Source organism: Candidatus Borrelia undatumii (genome assembly GCF_020882015.2).
GTDB lineage: Bacteria > Spirochaetota > Spirochaetia > Borreliales > Borreliaceae > Borrelia.
Genome location: NZ_CP086555.2, coordinates 1 through 14,736, shown reverse-complemented (window position 1 = coordinate 14,736; position 14,736 = coordinate 1). Strand labels below are relative to the sequence as shown.

Genomic DNA, 14,736 nt, shown 5'->3' with positions numbered 1-14,736 from the left:
TATTTTAGTATTGAAGAGACAATTGGATCAATTTTAAAGGAGGGAGAGTCATGGTGTCGTCTTTGCAAAAGGAGAGGTATCAATATATACCGAGGTTACCTAAAGTTTTGGAACATGATTTTAAAAATATTAGTGTAGTTTTTGGTGAGAAAACTGAGGGGCTTCAAGATAGAGAAGCTTTAAGAGAAGTTTTTAAAAATACTTATGGGCTTCCGGTTGTAAGTTTTACTCAGGGATCTTCAAATATAGACTTTTCAGAGGTTTTAAATGTGGGGATAATTTTGTCAGGTGGGCCCGCTCCTGGAGGGCATAATGTTGTGGCTGGTGTTTTTGACGCAATGAAGAAAGCAAATTCAGATTCAAAAATCTTTGGGTTTAAAGGAGGTCCTTCAGGTTTATTGGAAGATAAGAAGATTGAAATTACTAGCGATTTGATGGATCTTTATAGAAATACTGGAGGCTTCGATATTATATCTTCTGGGCGAACCAAAATAGAGACAGAGGCCCAGTACGAACAGGTTTTGTCAGTTTCTCTTAAAAATAATCTGAATGCAATTATTATTATTGGTGGCGATGATTCAAATACTAACGCAGCCTTATTGGCAGAATTTTTTAAAAAAAAGAATAGTAATATTCAAGTTATTGGTGTTCCAAAAACAATAGATGCCGATCTTAAAAATGAACATATTCAAATTTCATTTGGATTTGATTCTGCTACTAAAACTTATTCTGAATTGATAGGTAATTTATGTCGTGATGCTATGTCAACTAGGAAATATTGGCATTTTGTTAAACTTATGGGAAGAAGTGCGTCTCATGTTGCCCTTGAATGTGCATTAAAGACTCAACCTAATGTATGCATTATATCTGAGGAAGTGTTAGTGAAAAATAAAACCCTGTCAGAGCTTGTTGGTGAAATAACTTCTGTTGTAGTAGAGCGTTCTTTGAAAGGATATGATTTCGGTGTGGTTATAGTACCTGAGGGCGTTATTGAGTTTATCCCTGAAGTTAAATCTTTGATGGTTAGTTTATGTAGCATATTTGATAGCAATGAAAACGAATTTAAGGGGTTGAATGTTGAAGCCATAAGGGAAATTTTTATTGGTAAACTTAATGGATACATGAGAGAGGTTTATTTGTCCCTGCCTTTATTTATTCAAATTGAACTTGTGAATTCTGTTTTAGAAAGAGATCCCCATGGTAATTTTAATGTATCGAGGGTACCTACCGAGAAATTATTCATTGAAATGGTTCATGTTAAGCTAGAAGATTTAAGGAGGCAAGGTGAATATAGCGGTAAATTTACTCCCGTTGACCATTTCTTTGGTTATGAAGGCAGAAGTGCCGTTCCTTCAAATTTTGATAGTAATTATTGCTACAGTTTGGGATATAATGCTGCTTTGCTTGTTTTAAATGGTTTAACAGGCTATATGTCTAGCATAAAACATTTAGATAAAAAAACCACAGAATGGACGCCCGGGGGGGTTCCCTTAACAATGATGGTGAATATGGAAGAAAGGTATGGCGTTGCAAAGCCTGTTATTAGGAAAGCTCTTGTTGATTTAAATGGGGCTCCCTTTAATGAGTTTGCTAGGAAGCGTGAAGAATGGGCAGTGAATAATTTATACGTGTACCCAGGGCCTATTCAGTACTTTGGTTCTTCTAGTCTTGTTGACGAGATAACCTTGACGTTAAAATTAGAATCAGAGAATTAAAGTATTGATGCTTGTCGGACTTTTGTTTTTACTCTTTAATGTTTGCGTACTTCACTCCAATTCTCTCGATTACTATGAACTCGAGTTGGATTTAGGTCAAAAATTTTCGCTGAGAGATGATATTTTTTTCAGCGAAAGGGATGTTCGCTTTGGTAATGAAGTTTTTGTTAGGCTTCAGGACAAGAGAGATGATGATTTTCTTTATAAAGATATTCAAGAAAATGAGGTTTTAAATGTGGAAAAATCTACTGAGTCTAATTGGGGCAAGAGAGCTTTTAGATTTTCATCAATAAGCGTTGGAACTTTTCCCATAGCTTTACTAGTGAGTTTGTTTTTTTTTGATTTGTCTTATTATTTCAGTAATGGCATGGATACAAAATATCTTCCATATCCTTTCTCAGGTGGTTTTAAGCTTTCAAGAGACGAAACTTTTAAAAAATACATGATTACAGCATCAGCTGGGTTGGCATTGTCTTTAATAATTGCTTTGGTTGATTGGGTGATTTATTGAATGAAAAAGATTCAGGAGGAGTTTGTTGTAAGGGAGGATTGTCAGAGGCTGGATGTTTATTTATCCGAAAGGTTTCGTATCTTTACCAGAAGTCAGATTAAAAAGAGAGAAGTAGCTGCCTTTAAAAACAGTGGTGGTGGGTTTGTTCCAATAAAGTTATCAAGGTCTGTTTTTTTGGGGGATAGGATATTAATAGAGTTTAATGAAGAGATTAATTTAAGAGATTATATAAGACCTTTAAAATTGCCCATTGGTATTATTTATGAAGATATAAATCTTATTGTTGTGAACAAACCCCAAGGTATTTTAAGCCATCCTTGCATAACTGGATTGGAAAACACTGTTGTAAATTTTCTTTTGTATCATATTTCAGGCTTAGAAGACGGCTTTAAAGGGGATAAAATTAGGCCTGGAATTGTACATAGACTGGACAAAGATACATCTGGGGTATTGATTTGTGCTAAAAATTTAGAAACTTTAAATTTTTTGTCTATTCAGTTTAAGGAGAGATTCGTTAAGAAAGTTTATATTGCAATTGTAAAGGGTATTCCTAAAATGTCTTCCGGTATTATTGAAACCTTTATAGATAGAGATAAAAATGACAGGAAAAAATTCAGCGTATATACTAGTAGAGGTAAAAGAGCATTAACTGAATATAAAGTGTTGGTTAATATGGGGAATTATTCTTTAGTAGTTTTAATGCCCAAGACGGGGCGTACACATCAAATAAGGGTCCATATGAAATATTTAAATCATCCAATATTGGGGGATTCTACCTATAGTAGGGTGGACAGAGATTTTAGGGATTTGCCTTTGATGCTTCATGCTTTTAAGCTTGAGATCAATATTAAAGAGGGTTTTTTGAAAAAATTTATTTCAGAACTTCCCCAGAGATTTATTGATTTTTTATCAAATTTTTATACAGAAGAAGAACTTGGTGTGTATGTTGCTAATTTAGTTGAATTTTTAGAGGAATTTTGAGTATTAACATCTCGTCTAGTTGTGCCTATTCGATAATTTTTTTGCCACCTGTTATTTCATTTGTATTCAGTACCGTAATGAAGCAGTTGGGGTCGACTTTCTGAGAAATATATTTAATTCTTGACATACGTATTGTTGGAACTACTATGAAAACTATGGTCTTATTATTTCCCGCCCAGGCACCTTGTCCGTCAATTAGTGTAGCCGCTACTTTTAGCTTATTAGTGATCAGATAAGATATTTCTTTTCCCTTGTCTGATATAATGAATATCGCTTTTTGGTTGCCAAATCCTATGCTTGCCTTATCTGTCATTACAGATGTTACAAAGGAAGCTATTAAAGTGTAGAGAGCGATTTCAATATTGAAAAAGACAGCTGCAACCAATAGCACGGCAAGGTTAACAAGGAAATTTGTAGTTCCAATACTAATTGAATATTTTTCTTTAATGATCATGGAAATTATGTCTGAACCGCCCGATGACCCCTTTGCCCTAAAAATCAAACCAAGTCCAAGGCCTGATATGAGACCTGCTAAAATTGATACAAGCATCATGTCGTCAATGTGCATTTTGCCTTGTAAAAATTGCGAATAGTTTACCATGATAGAATATAAAGCCATAGATATCCAGCTTTGAATTACAAAGGTTATGTTTAAAAATTTGATTCCAAGAATGAATAATGGAATATTTAGGATAAATATTGTATATCCTAGGTTGAAATTTAGGATATAATGCAGCATTAAAGCAATTCCAGCAATTCCTCCACTCAAAAGTCCATGTGGTATATATAAAATATTTGTAGATATTGCCATTAAGAGAGAACCGATTGTTATTTGTAGTGTACTGATCATTATTAACCTGGGGTCTTTGAAGATATTTCTGAGCTGTTTCCTAAGTATTATACGAACAATAAATCTGGTTTTTTGTTTTATTCTCTTCCATCTACTCCTCTTTTTCTTCACACTCTTTTTCTCCTCATAGCGACTCATGCCTTCTTTAATGCAAAACTATTAATTCACTTGAACTTTATATTAATTTTATTAAAAAAACAATTTTATTTTATTGAAATTGTTTCTTTTTTTTTGATATTATTGTCTCATAAGCAATATGCCAATGGATTATATAAAGTTTGTGCTCTTAATATTTTTCCTTTTTTTCTATATCTGGGTTTTTATCGTTTTAAAGATGAAGAGGTCTAGTTTGGCTTTGTTGGAGAGGGTCAAAGAGGGGGCGATAATATTAGATATTAGGTCTGCTAGGGAATATAATAATTGTCATTATGCGAAGGCGGTTAATATTCCTTTTAATAGTTTATTTGCTAAGAAAGATAGATTGGGTAGTATTGATAATCAAATTATAGTTTATGGTAGAAGTTTTAATAAATGTTTTGAAGCTGAAAAGATTTTAAGAGGTATGGGATATAAAAATATATTTGTTGCAGGAACTCTGAGGGATATGCCTAAATTGCAAGAAGAGGGTAATGGTTAAGATTATTGGAATAGCTGGTGGATCTGGTAGTGGGAAGACTACTGTTGTTAATAAAATTAGTGAAGTTATCCCCGAGTTTGTCCTTATATCTCAAGACAATTACTATAAAAGTGTTGGTGATTATGAATATGAGTTTTTAGATGTTAATTTTGATCATCCAGATGCTTTTGACAATAATTTATTTTATGAACAACTGGGGAAGTTAAAGCGCAATGAGCCAATCAATATGCCTCTTTATGATTTTATTAATCATAGAAGAAGATTGGAAACCGTAAAGATATATCCAACTTCTGTTGTTATTGTTGAGGGTATTATGATTTTTGTTGAAGAAAGAGTGCGTAACCTGATAGATTTAAAGATATATATAGATACGCCTAATGACATTAGGTTTATTAGAAGGCTTGAAAGAGACATGTCTAGGAGGGGTCGTACGCTGGAATCGGTTATTGAACAGTATTTAAATACCACTAGGGCGGGATACTATAGGTTTATTGAGCCCACTAAGGAGTATGCTGATCTTATCATTCCTGAGGGGGGGCACAATGATAAAGCTCTTTATGTGCTATCGTCATTCTTAAGGGCTCTTGGAAGGGATAGCTCAGATTTTTTTTAAATTAGGGAGATTGGGTAATAATCTATTTCGATATACGTATCTTTTGTCGATCTTATTTTTTCTTTTGTGCTTCTTATTAGCTTTTCGAGCAGGTTGAATGATTTTGATAGGTACAATATGTTGTATCTATAGTATTTGGATATTTTTGACATAGGGGCTTTTGATGGGCCAAGATATTCAATTTCTTCATTTAGAAACTCCTTGGATATTTCAAAAAATTCCAGGCATTTATGTTTGGCTGCTTCTTTTCTGTGGCTTCTAACGATTATTCTGATTATCTTTTTAAAGGGTGGATAATTAAGTTCTTTGCGAATTTTTATCTCTTCTTTATAAAATGATTCATATTTACCCTCGTATGCATACTTTATGGCGTAGTAGTTGGGATTTTTTGTTTGAATGATGATTGTATTGTCGCTTTGAAATCTTGCTGCTCTGCCCAGTACTTGTGAAATTATTGCAAACATCCTTTCGCTACTCCTGAAATCAGGAAGACCCATACCAACATCGGCATTAATAATTCCTAATGTTTGTATTTGTCTAAAATTAAATCCTTTTGCAATAATCTGTGTTCCAATTAAAATATCCAATTTCTCATTTTCAAAATCAGTGATAGCATTGATGATGTCTTTTTTGTTAAGATCAGAGTCTGTTCTTGCTATTTTTGCATTTGGTAAAAAATTTTTTAATTCCCTTTCAATAAATTGAATTCCATATGTTTTATGTGTGATGTTTTCCGCATTACAACCAGGACAACTTTTTACTATGCTCGTTTTATGGTTGCAATAGTGGCAAATGAGCTTATTTTCGTTTTTATGGTATGTTAAGTTAAAAGAACAATTTGGGCAGCAAATTATGTGCCCACAAATGTTGCATTCAAGTGTTTTTGAGTATCCTCTTTTATTGAAAAATATTAAAACTTGCCTTTTATTAACCAAGCTTTTTTGTATGCTGTAAAGTAATTCTGAAGATATAATCTGACGTTCTTTTTTCATATCTATTATTTTAAGTTCTTTAGCTGTTTCATTGAAAAATTTGTTTTCCAGCATCATTTTTTTTATCTGATTATTTTCCATGGCCATATATGCTTCAAGTGATGGGGTTGCACTTCCCATTATAAATTTAGAATTAAAAACACTTTGTAAGAAAAAGCCTATGTGTCTTGAATGAAACCTTGGAGTATTTTCAGATTTATATGTGTGTTCATGTTCCTCATCCATTATTATTAAACCTAAATTTTTAAAAGGGAGCATTAATGCACTTTTAACTCCAATGATAATCACGCTTTCTCCATTCTTGACTTTATTCCATGTTGAGATTTTTTTTGAATTTGATACTTTTGAGTTATACTCGTAAATCTCGTTTGTGCTTAAATTAGATTTGATCCTTTGAATTATTTGATAACCTAAAGAGATTTCGGGTATTAAGAAAATTATTTGTTTTTCTTGTTTTAAATATTGTTCGCATAATTTAATGAATATTTCTGTTTTCCCAGACCCAGGTACTCCAAATAAATAAAACGTATTTTGTGTTTTTGATTCTATTATCTCTTGATAAATATTGTTTTGCTCTTCATTTAGTTGAATGGGTATTTTGGGTTCCGATTTTTTATTGTCTTTATTTTTTGTTACTCTGCCTGAAGTTGAGTTTTTAGGGAGTCCGCAAAACAAAGCTTCTCCAAATCCAGAAAATGTTTTTTTACTAATCCAGTTAGCAAGTTTAATGTTGTGTTCTATTATTAGTGAATTTTCATCGACGATCTTCATTATATCTTTTATTTCAAATGTAAAATTCGTATCGAGTTCACCTTTAGGATATCTTTTTATTATGATTCCAATCGTTTCCCTTCCATTAAAGTTTGTTATTACTCTTACTCCTATCTCTAATTTGAAACTATGTCTGTAAAGAAAAAGTTTATTTACGGGGATATTAAAAGCAACCTCATAATAAAAACTATTTTCCGCATTATCATCCATACTTTATTATACCTTTTATTATTTTTAAGTCTTGCCAGATCTCTTTTTTTAATGTTGGATTTTTGATTTGACTTATGGGAAGGTATGTGAACACTAATGGAATTCCTTTAAATCTGAGCTCAAAGCCTCTTACAATTTGAATTCTTAAGTTTTGATTTAAAAAAAATTCTACTTCTTCGCAAGATAGGATTGCTTTAGGTTGTTTACTAATCTCTACGCTTAGTGTGTTAAAATTATCTATTATCTTATAATTCAGTATTTTAATACTTTGGCACCATTTTTTTACTATTTCACTTGCACTTTTGTTTAAGTATTTTTTATCTATGTATACTATTAGCAGATCCTTTTTTTCATTTTTGCTTGGATTAAGTTCTGTTGATTCTGTATTTTCTTTTATGCCTTCTTGTTCAATCTGGTTGAGTATTGCATTACTTTTGGGTTTTGTTGTCTTATTTTTGATTTTTTTGGCCACTTCTTTGTTCTCATAGAGATTACCCGATATATTATTTCCAAGCATTCTCAAAAGTATCAATTTTTTAATTAATTTGTTTTTCATAGTAAACCTTATCTAAAAATAAAGCATTTGCAGGAGCTGTTTTTCTTGCAAATTTTCTATTCTTTGAGTTTAAGATTTGTAAGAATGTATGAACAGGTTCATTTTTTATTTCAATATCAAGCATCGTTCCTATTATTGATCTTACCATTTTCCATAAAAAAGAAGAGCCTATTATCTCAAATACAATAAACTTATTTTTCTTCTTGAACCTAGCAAAGTAAATTTCTTTCAGTTTTGAATTTGTTTGATCTCTTATACATGAAAAGGTAGTAAAATCATGCCTTCCAATTAACATTTCAGACATTTCATTTAATCTGTTGATATTTAATTTTTTCTTCACATAGTAAGCTTGATATGCATCCCAAGGGTAATGATTTTCGTTATTGAGTATGTAATAGCTATATTTTCTGCCTCTAGCGTTAAATCTGGGCTGAAATTCATCTTTTGTATATTTTAATTTTGTTATCTTAATATCATTCTTTAAAAGAGAGTTTAGAGCCACTTTCAAATTTTTTGGGGAAATATTCATGTTTATATAAAAAGCTATTATCTGTCCTCTTGCATGAACTCCTTTGTCAGTTCTGCCAGAGGAGTAAATTTTGATCTTTGTTTTACTTATTTCTTCTAAAGCTTTCTCTATTTCTCCCTGTATTGTTGGTTTTTTAGGTTGAATTTGGAATCCATGATATAAAGACCCGTCGTACGCTATCTCTGCAAGTATTTTTTTCATTTATTTTAAAGTTTTTATTTCTTTTGAAATTTTAAAATAAACTTCTTTTATCTTGTCTAAAAGTATTGAGGGTTTTTCTCTTGATGACTTCCCCATGCCGGCTATTTTAGAGAGTACAGTCTTGATTTCGACTAATTGATTGTATCTGTACTCCTTATTATCCTTATTACCATAAAAATATTCTAGCAGCCCAGATAAGTATAAAACACTGTCATACCCATAATTCTTATCGGTATCAGGGCCGAATACTGCTTCATTAGAGATTGGCTCTGAATTATCTTGCTCTTTTTCAATCGTTGATTTATAAAGATAAGCTGCTTTGTAGTAAAATATTTTTTGTAGATAGTTATAATTCTTATTTGGATTTTCTTTGTGAAGATCCTCGAAAACCCACGCTGCCCTTATTGCACATTTAGCCTGGTTCAGAGTTGGATTGCGGCTTTTATCAAAATACTCATAGCACATCATGGCAAGTATGTAGCTAGCAGCGCCCTCTTTAAGCCCTCTTGGTTGATCAAAATTTAGATTGTCCTCAAAAAGTGTTTTTATTCCTTTTCGTTTTTGCTCACAGTTTACTAACATCTGCTTTGTCTGTAAACCAACGGGTATTGCATTAAATTCATTCGGAAAAGCAGCCAGGTAGCAATTAGGACATACTGTAATCGAATATATCCTAGGGTAGATATCTCCATACCTTTCATTCCTTACATATTCTCTTTTTAAGTCAACTCTTAACTCTCCAGATATTAACCGGCTGCTTCCTGTCAGAAGATCTTCTTTTCTAAATTTATGGTCACACAGAGGACATTTGATTTCGTATTTTGTGAAATATGATATTTTGTTCATAAACTAGTCTTCTATCATTACAAACGCAACAGCGTACTCCCTCTCATGCGAGATGGTCAAATACACTCTCAAGTTCATTTTATTGATCAAGTCTTCTACATCATTGTGGAGCCGGAATACAACATTCCCAGCCGGCAATTTAACGACCTCCATATCTTTAAGGGAGTACTTTATCTTATTTTCCAAAAGAGGACCCAAAGATTTAATCAAAGCCTCCTTTGCTGCAAACTTGCCAGCCAAGCTTTCCAGGACACCCTTCCCCTTCATTTCTAAATTTCCAATTTCTCTTTGCGTAAAAAACCTCTCCAATTTCTTTCTGTTTTCTAGCAAACCATTAAGCCTACTAACCTGTATTATATCACATCCTATTGATTTCATAATTTTATTGTTCACTTGGAATTACCTCTAGTCTTATCTTTTTAGGTTCTTGCTCATACACCTCAATGCCGTGAGCATTGTTTTTAAGCGTTACATCTGTATTAATGTTATAGATTCCTGGGGTTTGAATATGACCCAGGTCCAGATTAAAAACGATGTTTTTGTTATCTATGTGCATTTTGATTATTTTGTCAGATAGCCTGCTCCTTATTTTAATGAACATCTCTTTTTCTGGATTTAGAATTTTTTCCTTATCTTTTATTTCTAATCCATTTTTGACATTGCTGATAATTAAATCAGGACTTTTTATTGTCGTATGTGTATATTTTTTATTTAGTGTAATAGTAACCATCACATGGCTTTTGTCAATTGTGATGAGTGGATTTGGAGATAACACTTCAAGATACTCTGATATAAATATGGTTCTTGTATCAAATTCTTTTATTTCAGTTTTAATTGTATTAATTGTGTCTATCACCTTTTCGGGGCCATATATTGTTAATTGTTCGGGTGAGATATTGTATTTGGCAATAAAATATTCCCCTTTGTTCTCTTTTTCAAGTAGTGTGAATTTGGGTTCAACTTTTACTAGCTTTGAAACTTTTTTATCGAGACTTAGCGAGATTGTGTTTCTTGAAAGTTTGTACTCAGCAATGGGAATTGAATTGAGATTTTTGATTTTTATTGGAAGCTCGTATTCTCCTGATTCCTTTATATTAGTGGCCTCAACTAATAAGATTATGCGGTCAAGATCCAAGTATTTTAAATTTTCTTTGTCAATTCTTGTTGTAAGCAGTATTTTGGTGAAATCAGGAACCTTTCCTAGTGTGATTTCATCTTTTAATAAAATCTTGATTTCCTTTTCTACCGTAACCGATTCTATGTTGTTTAAATAAAATGCAGCAAACATAACAATGGCTATTAAAATAGAAATTGATTTATTTTGCCAGTCTTCAAACAATAGTCTCATTATATTTCTAATTTTTTTGATTATGTTCATTCTATTAATGCAAGATTTAACTTTTTTCTAACTTCATTCAAATCTAAATTATACTCTAGTTTTCCATTGCTTGTGAGCGAAATGGACCCAGTTTCTTCAGAAGTAATTATTGTAATTGCGTCTGAATTTTCAGAAATCCCAAGACCTGCCCTGTGCCTTGTTCCAAAAGTTTTGCTTATAGATTCGATATTAGATAGAGGCAGGAAGGATCCAGCATAAACGATCCTGTTGTTGCTAATAATAACAGCGCCATCGTGTAGAGGTGTTTCATAGTCAAAAATTGATATCAAGATTTCGTTAGATACGATGGAATCTAATTTTATTCCTTTGTTTATTAATTGATCCAGCTGTATTTTTTTCTCAATACAGATCAAGCTACCAGATTTGCTTTCCGACAAGTGCTTGATTGCTTTTATTATTTCAGAAATAATTTTGGTAGTTTCTTCTTTTCGGTTTGCAAATTTAAAAGATAGATTAAAATTGCCGATTTGCATTATTATCTTCTTTATTTCTTTATTAAATAGTATAAGCATTGCAATGGGCAATATGTTTGCTATATAGCTTAAAAGCCAGTTTATAGTGTGTAGATTAAGATAATAGGAGATAATTCCAATAGACGAAATCACAATCATCCCTTTAAGCAGATTGATGGAGTAAGAGTTAACTACATTTTTATATACGTAGTAAATCAAAATACTGATTAAACCTAGGTCTAGCACCCTAAAGAGAATATCCTTCATTTGAATCATATTAACCATGTCTGTCATAAACATTTCTACCTAGTTTTGCATTATATATTGAATATATTTGCAGTTACATATATATTTTAATACAACTTGGTTAATTTAAATTAACTTCTATTTTATGGATAAGAAAGAAAAGATAATAGCTTTGATATTCGATTTTGATGATACCTTAATTTGTGGCAATATGCAACAAGTGCTTTTTGATGAGTATAGTGTTGACGAGCGTTCGTTTTGGAATGAAGTTAAAAATTTGGCTTCTGTTTATAATGAAAATAACTATAATATTATTACAAATGAGATGATATATTTGTCTCATTTTTTGACGTATGTCAGAGAAGGTATTTTTAAAGGTTTGAATAATGAAATATTATTCAAGTTGGGGTCAAAATTAAAATTTTTTGAAGGTGTAGTTGAATTATTTGAAGAGATAGATACAATCAACAAAGGATTAAAGGGGTCGGGTTCTGCAATAAATATTTACATTGTTTCAAGTGGATTTCGGCAGATGATTTTGGGGAGTAAGGTTGCTCCTTACGTTACTAAGGTTTGGGCTTGTGAATTTATAGATACATACCTTATGCCTTTTTATAATAGCCTAGATAATAAATTTTCCGAAAACAGTGTTTTAAGCAGTGTGTGTTATTTTGTAGATCATACAACAAAAACAAGGGTAATTTTTGAATTAAATAAAGGGTCTTATGATAGGATCAACAAGAGAGTCCCGAGAGGTAGGAGAGAGATCCCTTTTGAGAATATGTTTTATATTGCAGACGGGTTTAGTGACATTCCAGCTTTTGAGATATTGAATAATAACCTGGATCATTATGAGAATACGTTAACAGTTTATTATGAGGACGATAGGAAGGCTAGGAGATTACTCAGAGAAAAGAGGGTTGGCAGCGTAGCTGAAGCTAATTATAGTAAGGGAAGTAAATTATATAATTGGATAATGAAGAGAATTCGTTTGAATGTGTAAATTAGTTTAAGACTTTTTGCATGTTCTTAATTCTGTATGCAGTTATTTAAGTGTTAAAGGAGGAATAAGATGGCTTTAGATTTAGAACCAGCTGATAAATTGAAGTTTTTCAAAGTTCAGTCTATTTTTTACACTGTAGTGTTGGTTGCAATTTTAGTTAGTTCTTTAAAAATAGCACAGGCAGTGTTTAAGCCCTTAGCTATTGCGGTGGTTCTTGGGTTTTTGGTATATCCTATTTATACCTTTCTTAAAAGGTTGCTGATTCCAAGGGTTTTAATAGTCCTTGTCATTTTCCTTTTTCTCTTTTTATTTTCTTATTTAGTTTGTAATTTTGTTTATTACAGTATTACTGTTTTAATGAAGCAGTTGCCTTATTATCAAAATCAGTTGATCTTTATCATAAGAGATATTCTTGATAAATATAGAGTAGATAGTGCTATTATTGGAAATATAGATTTTTCTGGGTACATCTACCCTTTTTTAACTAGAATATCTAATGAAATTATTAGTTTTGCAAGTAGTTTAGTGGTGCTGTTTTTATTGTTGTATTTTTTACTATCAGAGATACATATTTTTGGTATAAAAGTTAGAGAGGCTTTTGGACATTCCGTTTCAGAGAGATTCGTTGATGCTTTGGGTACAATAAATAGTCAAATTAGTAAGTATTTGGTAATAAAAGTTTTTGTTAGTTGCTTAACAGGTTTTCTGGTATTTGTAGGTTTGACTTCGTTTGGGCAGGATTTTCCTCTTGTGTGGGCAGTCATTACATTTGTTTTTAATTTTATTCCAAGCATAGGATCGATTTTAGCTGTGTTCTTTATTGTGGTAGCTTCTTTAATACAGTTCTATCCAAATTTAAATTTGGTGCTTTATATATTCATATACAATACTTCCATTCAGGTATTGATTGGAAATATCCTTGAACCAAAAATGCAGGGATATAGGCTTGATATTTCTCCTTTTTTATTGCTTTGTTTTCTTTTCTTTTGGGGTTGGCTTTGGGGCATTGTAGGACTTTTAATAGCTTATCCTTTTACAGTAATTATAAAGGTGATAGTGGATAATATTGCTTATTTAAGGCCTTTTTCTGTATTCTTGAGTGGTTCAAAGATTTTAGTCGATGTTAATGATAACTTGTTGGATAGAAAGGAGAATTAAGCTTGAAGAAGAAGGTTATGCTTACAGGAGATAGACCCACTGGCTCTCTCCATTTGGGGCATTATGTAGGCTCTGTTGTAAGTAGATTAAAATACCAAGAGGAGTATGAGGCTTATGTTATTATAGCTGATTTGCATACTCTTACTACGAGACCAGATTTAAATAGTATTAGTGAAATATCTTCTAATGCTAGGGAGATGGTTTTGGATTATCTTGCGTGTGGAATTAATCCAGAGAAAGTACACATATATTTACAGTCAGCCATACCAGAACTTTTAGAGCTAAACTTAATACTTTCAATGATTGTTATGGTAAGTCGTTTGCAAAGGATTCCTAGCATAAAAGATATGAGTGTTGCTGCTGGGTTTACTGAGGTTTCTTATGGACTTTTAGGTTATCCGGTCCTTATGAGTGCGGATATTTTAATGGCTAAGGCTAATTTGGTGCCGGTTGGGCGTGACAATGAGGCTCATATTGAGCTTGCAAGGGAACTTGCAAAAAGGTTTAATTTTCTTTATGGAGAAAGCTTTTTCCCAATTCCTGAAGCTATTTTCACAGATTCTCAGTCTCTTGTGGGAATTTATGGCAAGAATAAGATGAGTAAGAGTCTTGGTAATGCAATATTTTTGAGTGATGATGAAAATTTATTGCGTAGAAAGGTTATGTCCATGTTTACAGATCCAAAAAGAGTGAGAGCGGATATACCAGGAGAAGTTGAAAGCAATCCTGTTTTTATTTATCATGCCCTTTTTAATAATAATGTTGATGAACTTTGTGAACTTAAAGCTAGGTATAAAAGGGGTACTATCGGTGATGTTGAAGTTAAGGAAAGGCTTTTTGAGGTTTTAAATAAATTTTTAAAACCGATCAGAGAGAGAAGAGCTTTTTTTAAGTCCAAAAAAAAATATGTAGATGAAATAATTTATGAGGGTACAAGTAAAACCAGAAAAGTTGCAATGGAGGTCGTCAGAGGTGCTAAAAAATTGATGGGTCTTTCTAGAACTTGGAATAGTGTGAGGAGAAATGTGGAAAAATCCTTGAGGGATAATTCAAATGTGTAGTCATT

General features: G+C 32.1%; 16 protein-coding genes. 8 read left to right on the top strand and 8 right to left on the bottom strand.

Going from position 1 to position 14,736, the window contains the following annotated elements; all coding sequences use genetic code 11:
- The first annotated feature begins 50 nt into the window (after positions 1-50).
- The 3 genes from LKV13_RS00080 to LKV13_RS00070 are packed head-to-tail and all read left to right on the top strand — an operon-like array spanning position 51 to position 3,207.
- Positions 51-1,715: a diphosphate--fructose-6-phosphate 1-phosphotransferase gene (locus LKV13_RS00080; protein ID WP_229088484.1), complete on the top strand. Its 1,665-nt coding sequence runs from the start codon at positions 51-53 to the stop codon at positions 1,713-1,715.
- 7 nt (positions 1,716-1,722) lie between these two features.
- A complete protein-coding gene (locus tag LKV13_RS00075) occupies positions 1,723-2,226 on the top strand; it encodes a hypothetical protein (protein WP_229088483.1) in 504 nt (167 codons plus the stop codon).
- The gene (locus LKV13_RS00070) at positions 2,227-3,207 is read left to right on the top strand and encodes an RluA family pseudouridine synthase (protein WP_229088482.1); all 981 of its coding nucleotides are present in this window, start codon (positions 2,227-2,229) and stop codon (positions 3,205-3,207) included. It begins immediately after the preceding gene.
- Positions 3,208-3,232: 25 nt separating this feature from the next.
- Here LKV13_RS00070 and LKV13_RS00065 read toward each other — a convergent pair whose 3' ends face one another.
- On the bottom strand, positions 3,233-4,168 hold the full coding sequence (locus tag LKV13_RS00065; RefSeq protein WP_255643226.1) for a YitT family protein: 936 nt from the start codon (positions 4,166-4,168) through the stop codon (positions 3,233-3,235).
- Between the two features lie 151 nt (positions 4,169-4,319).
- On the opposite strand from LKV13_RS00065, the gene LKV13_RS00060 reads away from it, so the two are divergent.
- Complete coding sequence (locus LKV13_RS00060; protein ID WP_229088481.1) at positions 4,320-4,694, top strand: rhodanese-like domain-containing protein; 375 nt, start codon at positions 4,320-4,322, stop codon at positions 4,692-4,694.
- A complete protein-coding gene (udk, locus tag LKV13_RS00055; RefSeq protein ID WP_229088480.1) occupies positions 4,687-5,307 on the top strand; it encodes a uridine kinase in 621 nt (206 codons plus the stop codon). Before LKV13_RS00060 ends, udk begins: the two co-directional genes overlap by 8 nt.
- Here udk and priA read toward each other — a convergent pair.
- Genes priA through cdaA form a run of 7 tightly spaced genes read right to left on the bottom strand, consistent with a single transcriptional unit; the run spans position 5,304 to position 11,557 of the window.
- Positions 5,304-7,280, bottom strand: a complete 1,977-nt coding sequence (gene priA, locus LKV13_RS00050; RefSeq protein WP_229088479.1) for a replication restart helicase PriA — start codon at positions 7,278-7,280, stop codon at positions 5,304-5,306. The two genes, udk and priA, sit on opposite strands and share 4 nt — an antisense overlap.
- Complete coding sequence (locus tag LKV13_RS00045; RefSeq protein WP_229088478.1) at positions 7,273-7,836, bottom strand: uracil-DNA glycosylase family protein; 564 nt, start codon at positions 7,834-7,836, stop codon at positions 7,273-7,275. Before LKV13_RS00045 ends, priA begins: the two co-directional genes overlap by 8 nt.
- Complete coding sequence (truA, locus tag LKV13_RS00040) at positions 7,817-8,566, bottom strand: tRNA pseudouridine(38-40) synthase TruA (protein WP_229088477.1); 750 nt, start codon at positions 8,564-8,566, stop codon at positions 7,817-7,819. Before truA ends, LKV13_RS00045 begins: the two co-directional genes overlap by 20 nt.
- A complete protein-coding gene (locus tag LKV13_RS00035) occupies positions 8,567-9,412 on the bottom strand; it encodes a DUF2225 domain-containing protein (RefSeq protein WP_229088476.1) in 846 nt (281 codons plus the stop codon).
- A 3-nt stretch (positions 9,413-9,415) separates the two neighbouring features.
- Complete coding sequence (gene acpS / locus LKV13_RS00030) at positions 9,416-9,790, bottom strand: holo-ACP synthase (protein ID WP_229089637.1); 375 nt, start codon at positions 9,788-9,790, stop codon at positions 9,416-9,418.
- A 4-nt stretch (positions 9,791-9,794) separates the two neighbouring features.
- Positions 9,795-10,790 (bottom strand): CdaR family protein, encoded by a 996-nt coding sequence (locus LKV13_RS00025; RefSeq protein ID WP_229088475.1) that lies wholly within the window; start codon positions 10,788-10,790, stop codon positions 9,795-9,797.
- Positions 10,787-11,557, bottom strand: a complete 771-nt coding sequence (cdaA, locus tag LKV13_RS00020; protein WP_229088474.1) for a diadenylate cyclase CdaA — start codon at positions 11,555-11,557, stop codon at positions 10,787-10,789. Before cdaA ends, LKV13_RS00025 begins: the two co-directional genes overlap by 4 nt.
- A gap of 97 nt (positions 11,558-11,654) precedes the next feature.
- Here cdaA and LKV13_RS00015 point away from each other — a divergent pair, with 97 nt between their 5' ends.
- The 3 genes from LKV13_RS00015 to trpS all read left to right on the top strand — a co-directional run bounded on the left by LKV13_RS00015 (position 11,655) and on the right by trpS (position 14,731).
- Positions 11,655-12,512, top strand: a complete 858-nt coding sequence (locus LKV13_RS00015) for an HAD family hydrolase (protein ID WP_229088473.1) — start codon at positions 11,655-11,657, stop codon at positions 12,510-12,512.
- 69 nt (positions 12,513-12,581) lie between these two features.
- Positions 12,582-13,670: an AI-2E family transporter gene (locus LKV13_RS00010; RefSeq protein WP_229088472.1), complete on the top strand. Its 1,089-nt coding sequence runs from the start codon at positions 12,582-12,584 to the stop codon at positions 13,668-13,670.
- A 2-nt stretch (positions 13,671-13,672) separates the two neighbouring features.
- Positions 13,673-14,731, top strand: coding sequence for a tryptophan--tRNA ligase (gene trpS / locus LKV13_RS00005; RefSeq protein ID WP_229088471.1), 1,059 nt, complete (start codon positions 13,673-13,675; stop codon positions 14,729-14,731).
- The last annotated feature ends 5 nt before the right edge of the window (positions 14,732-14,736 follow it).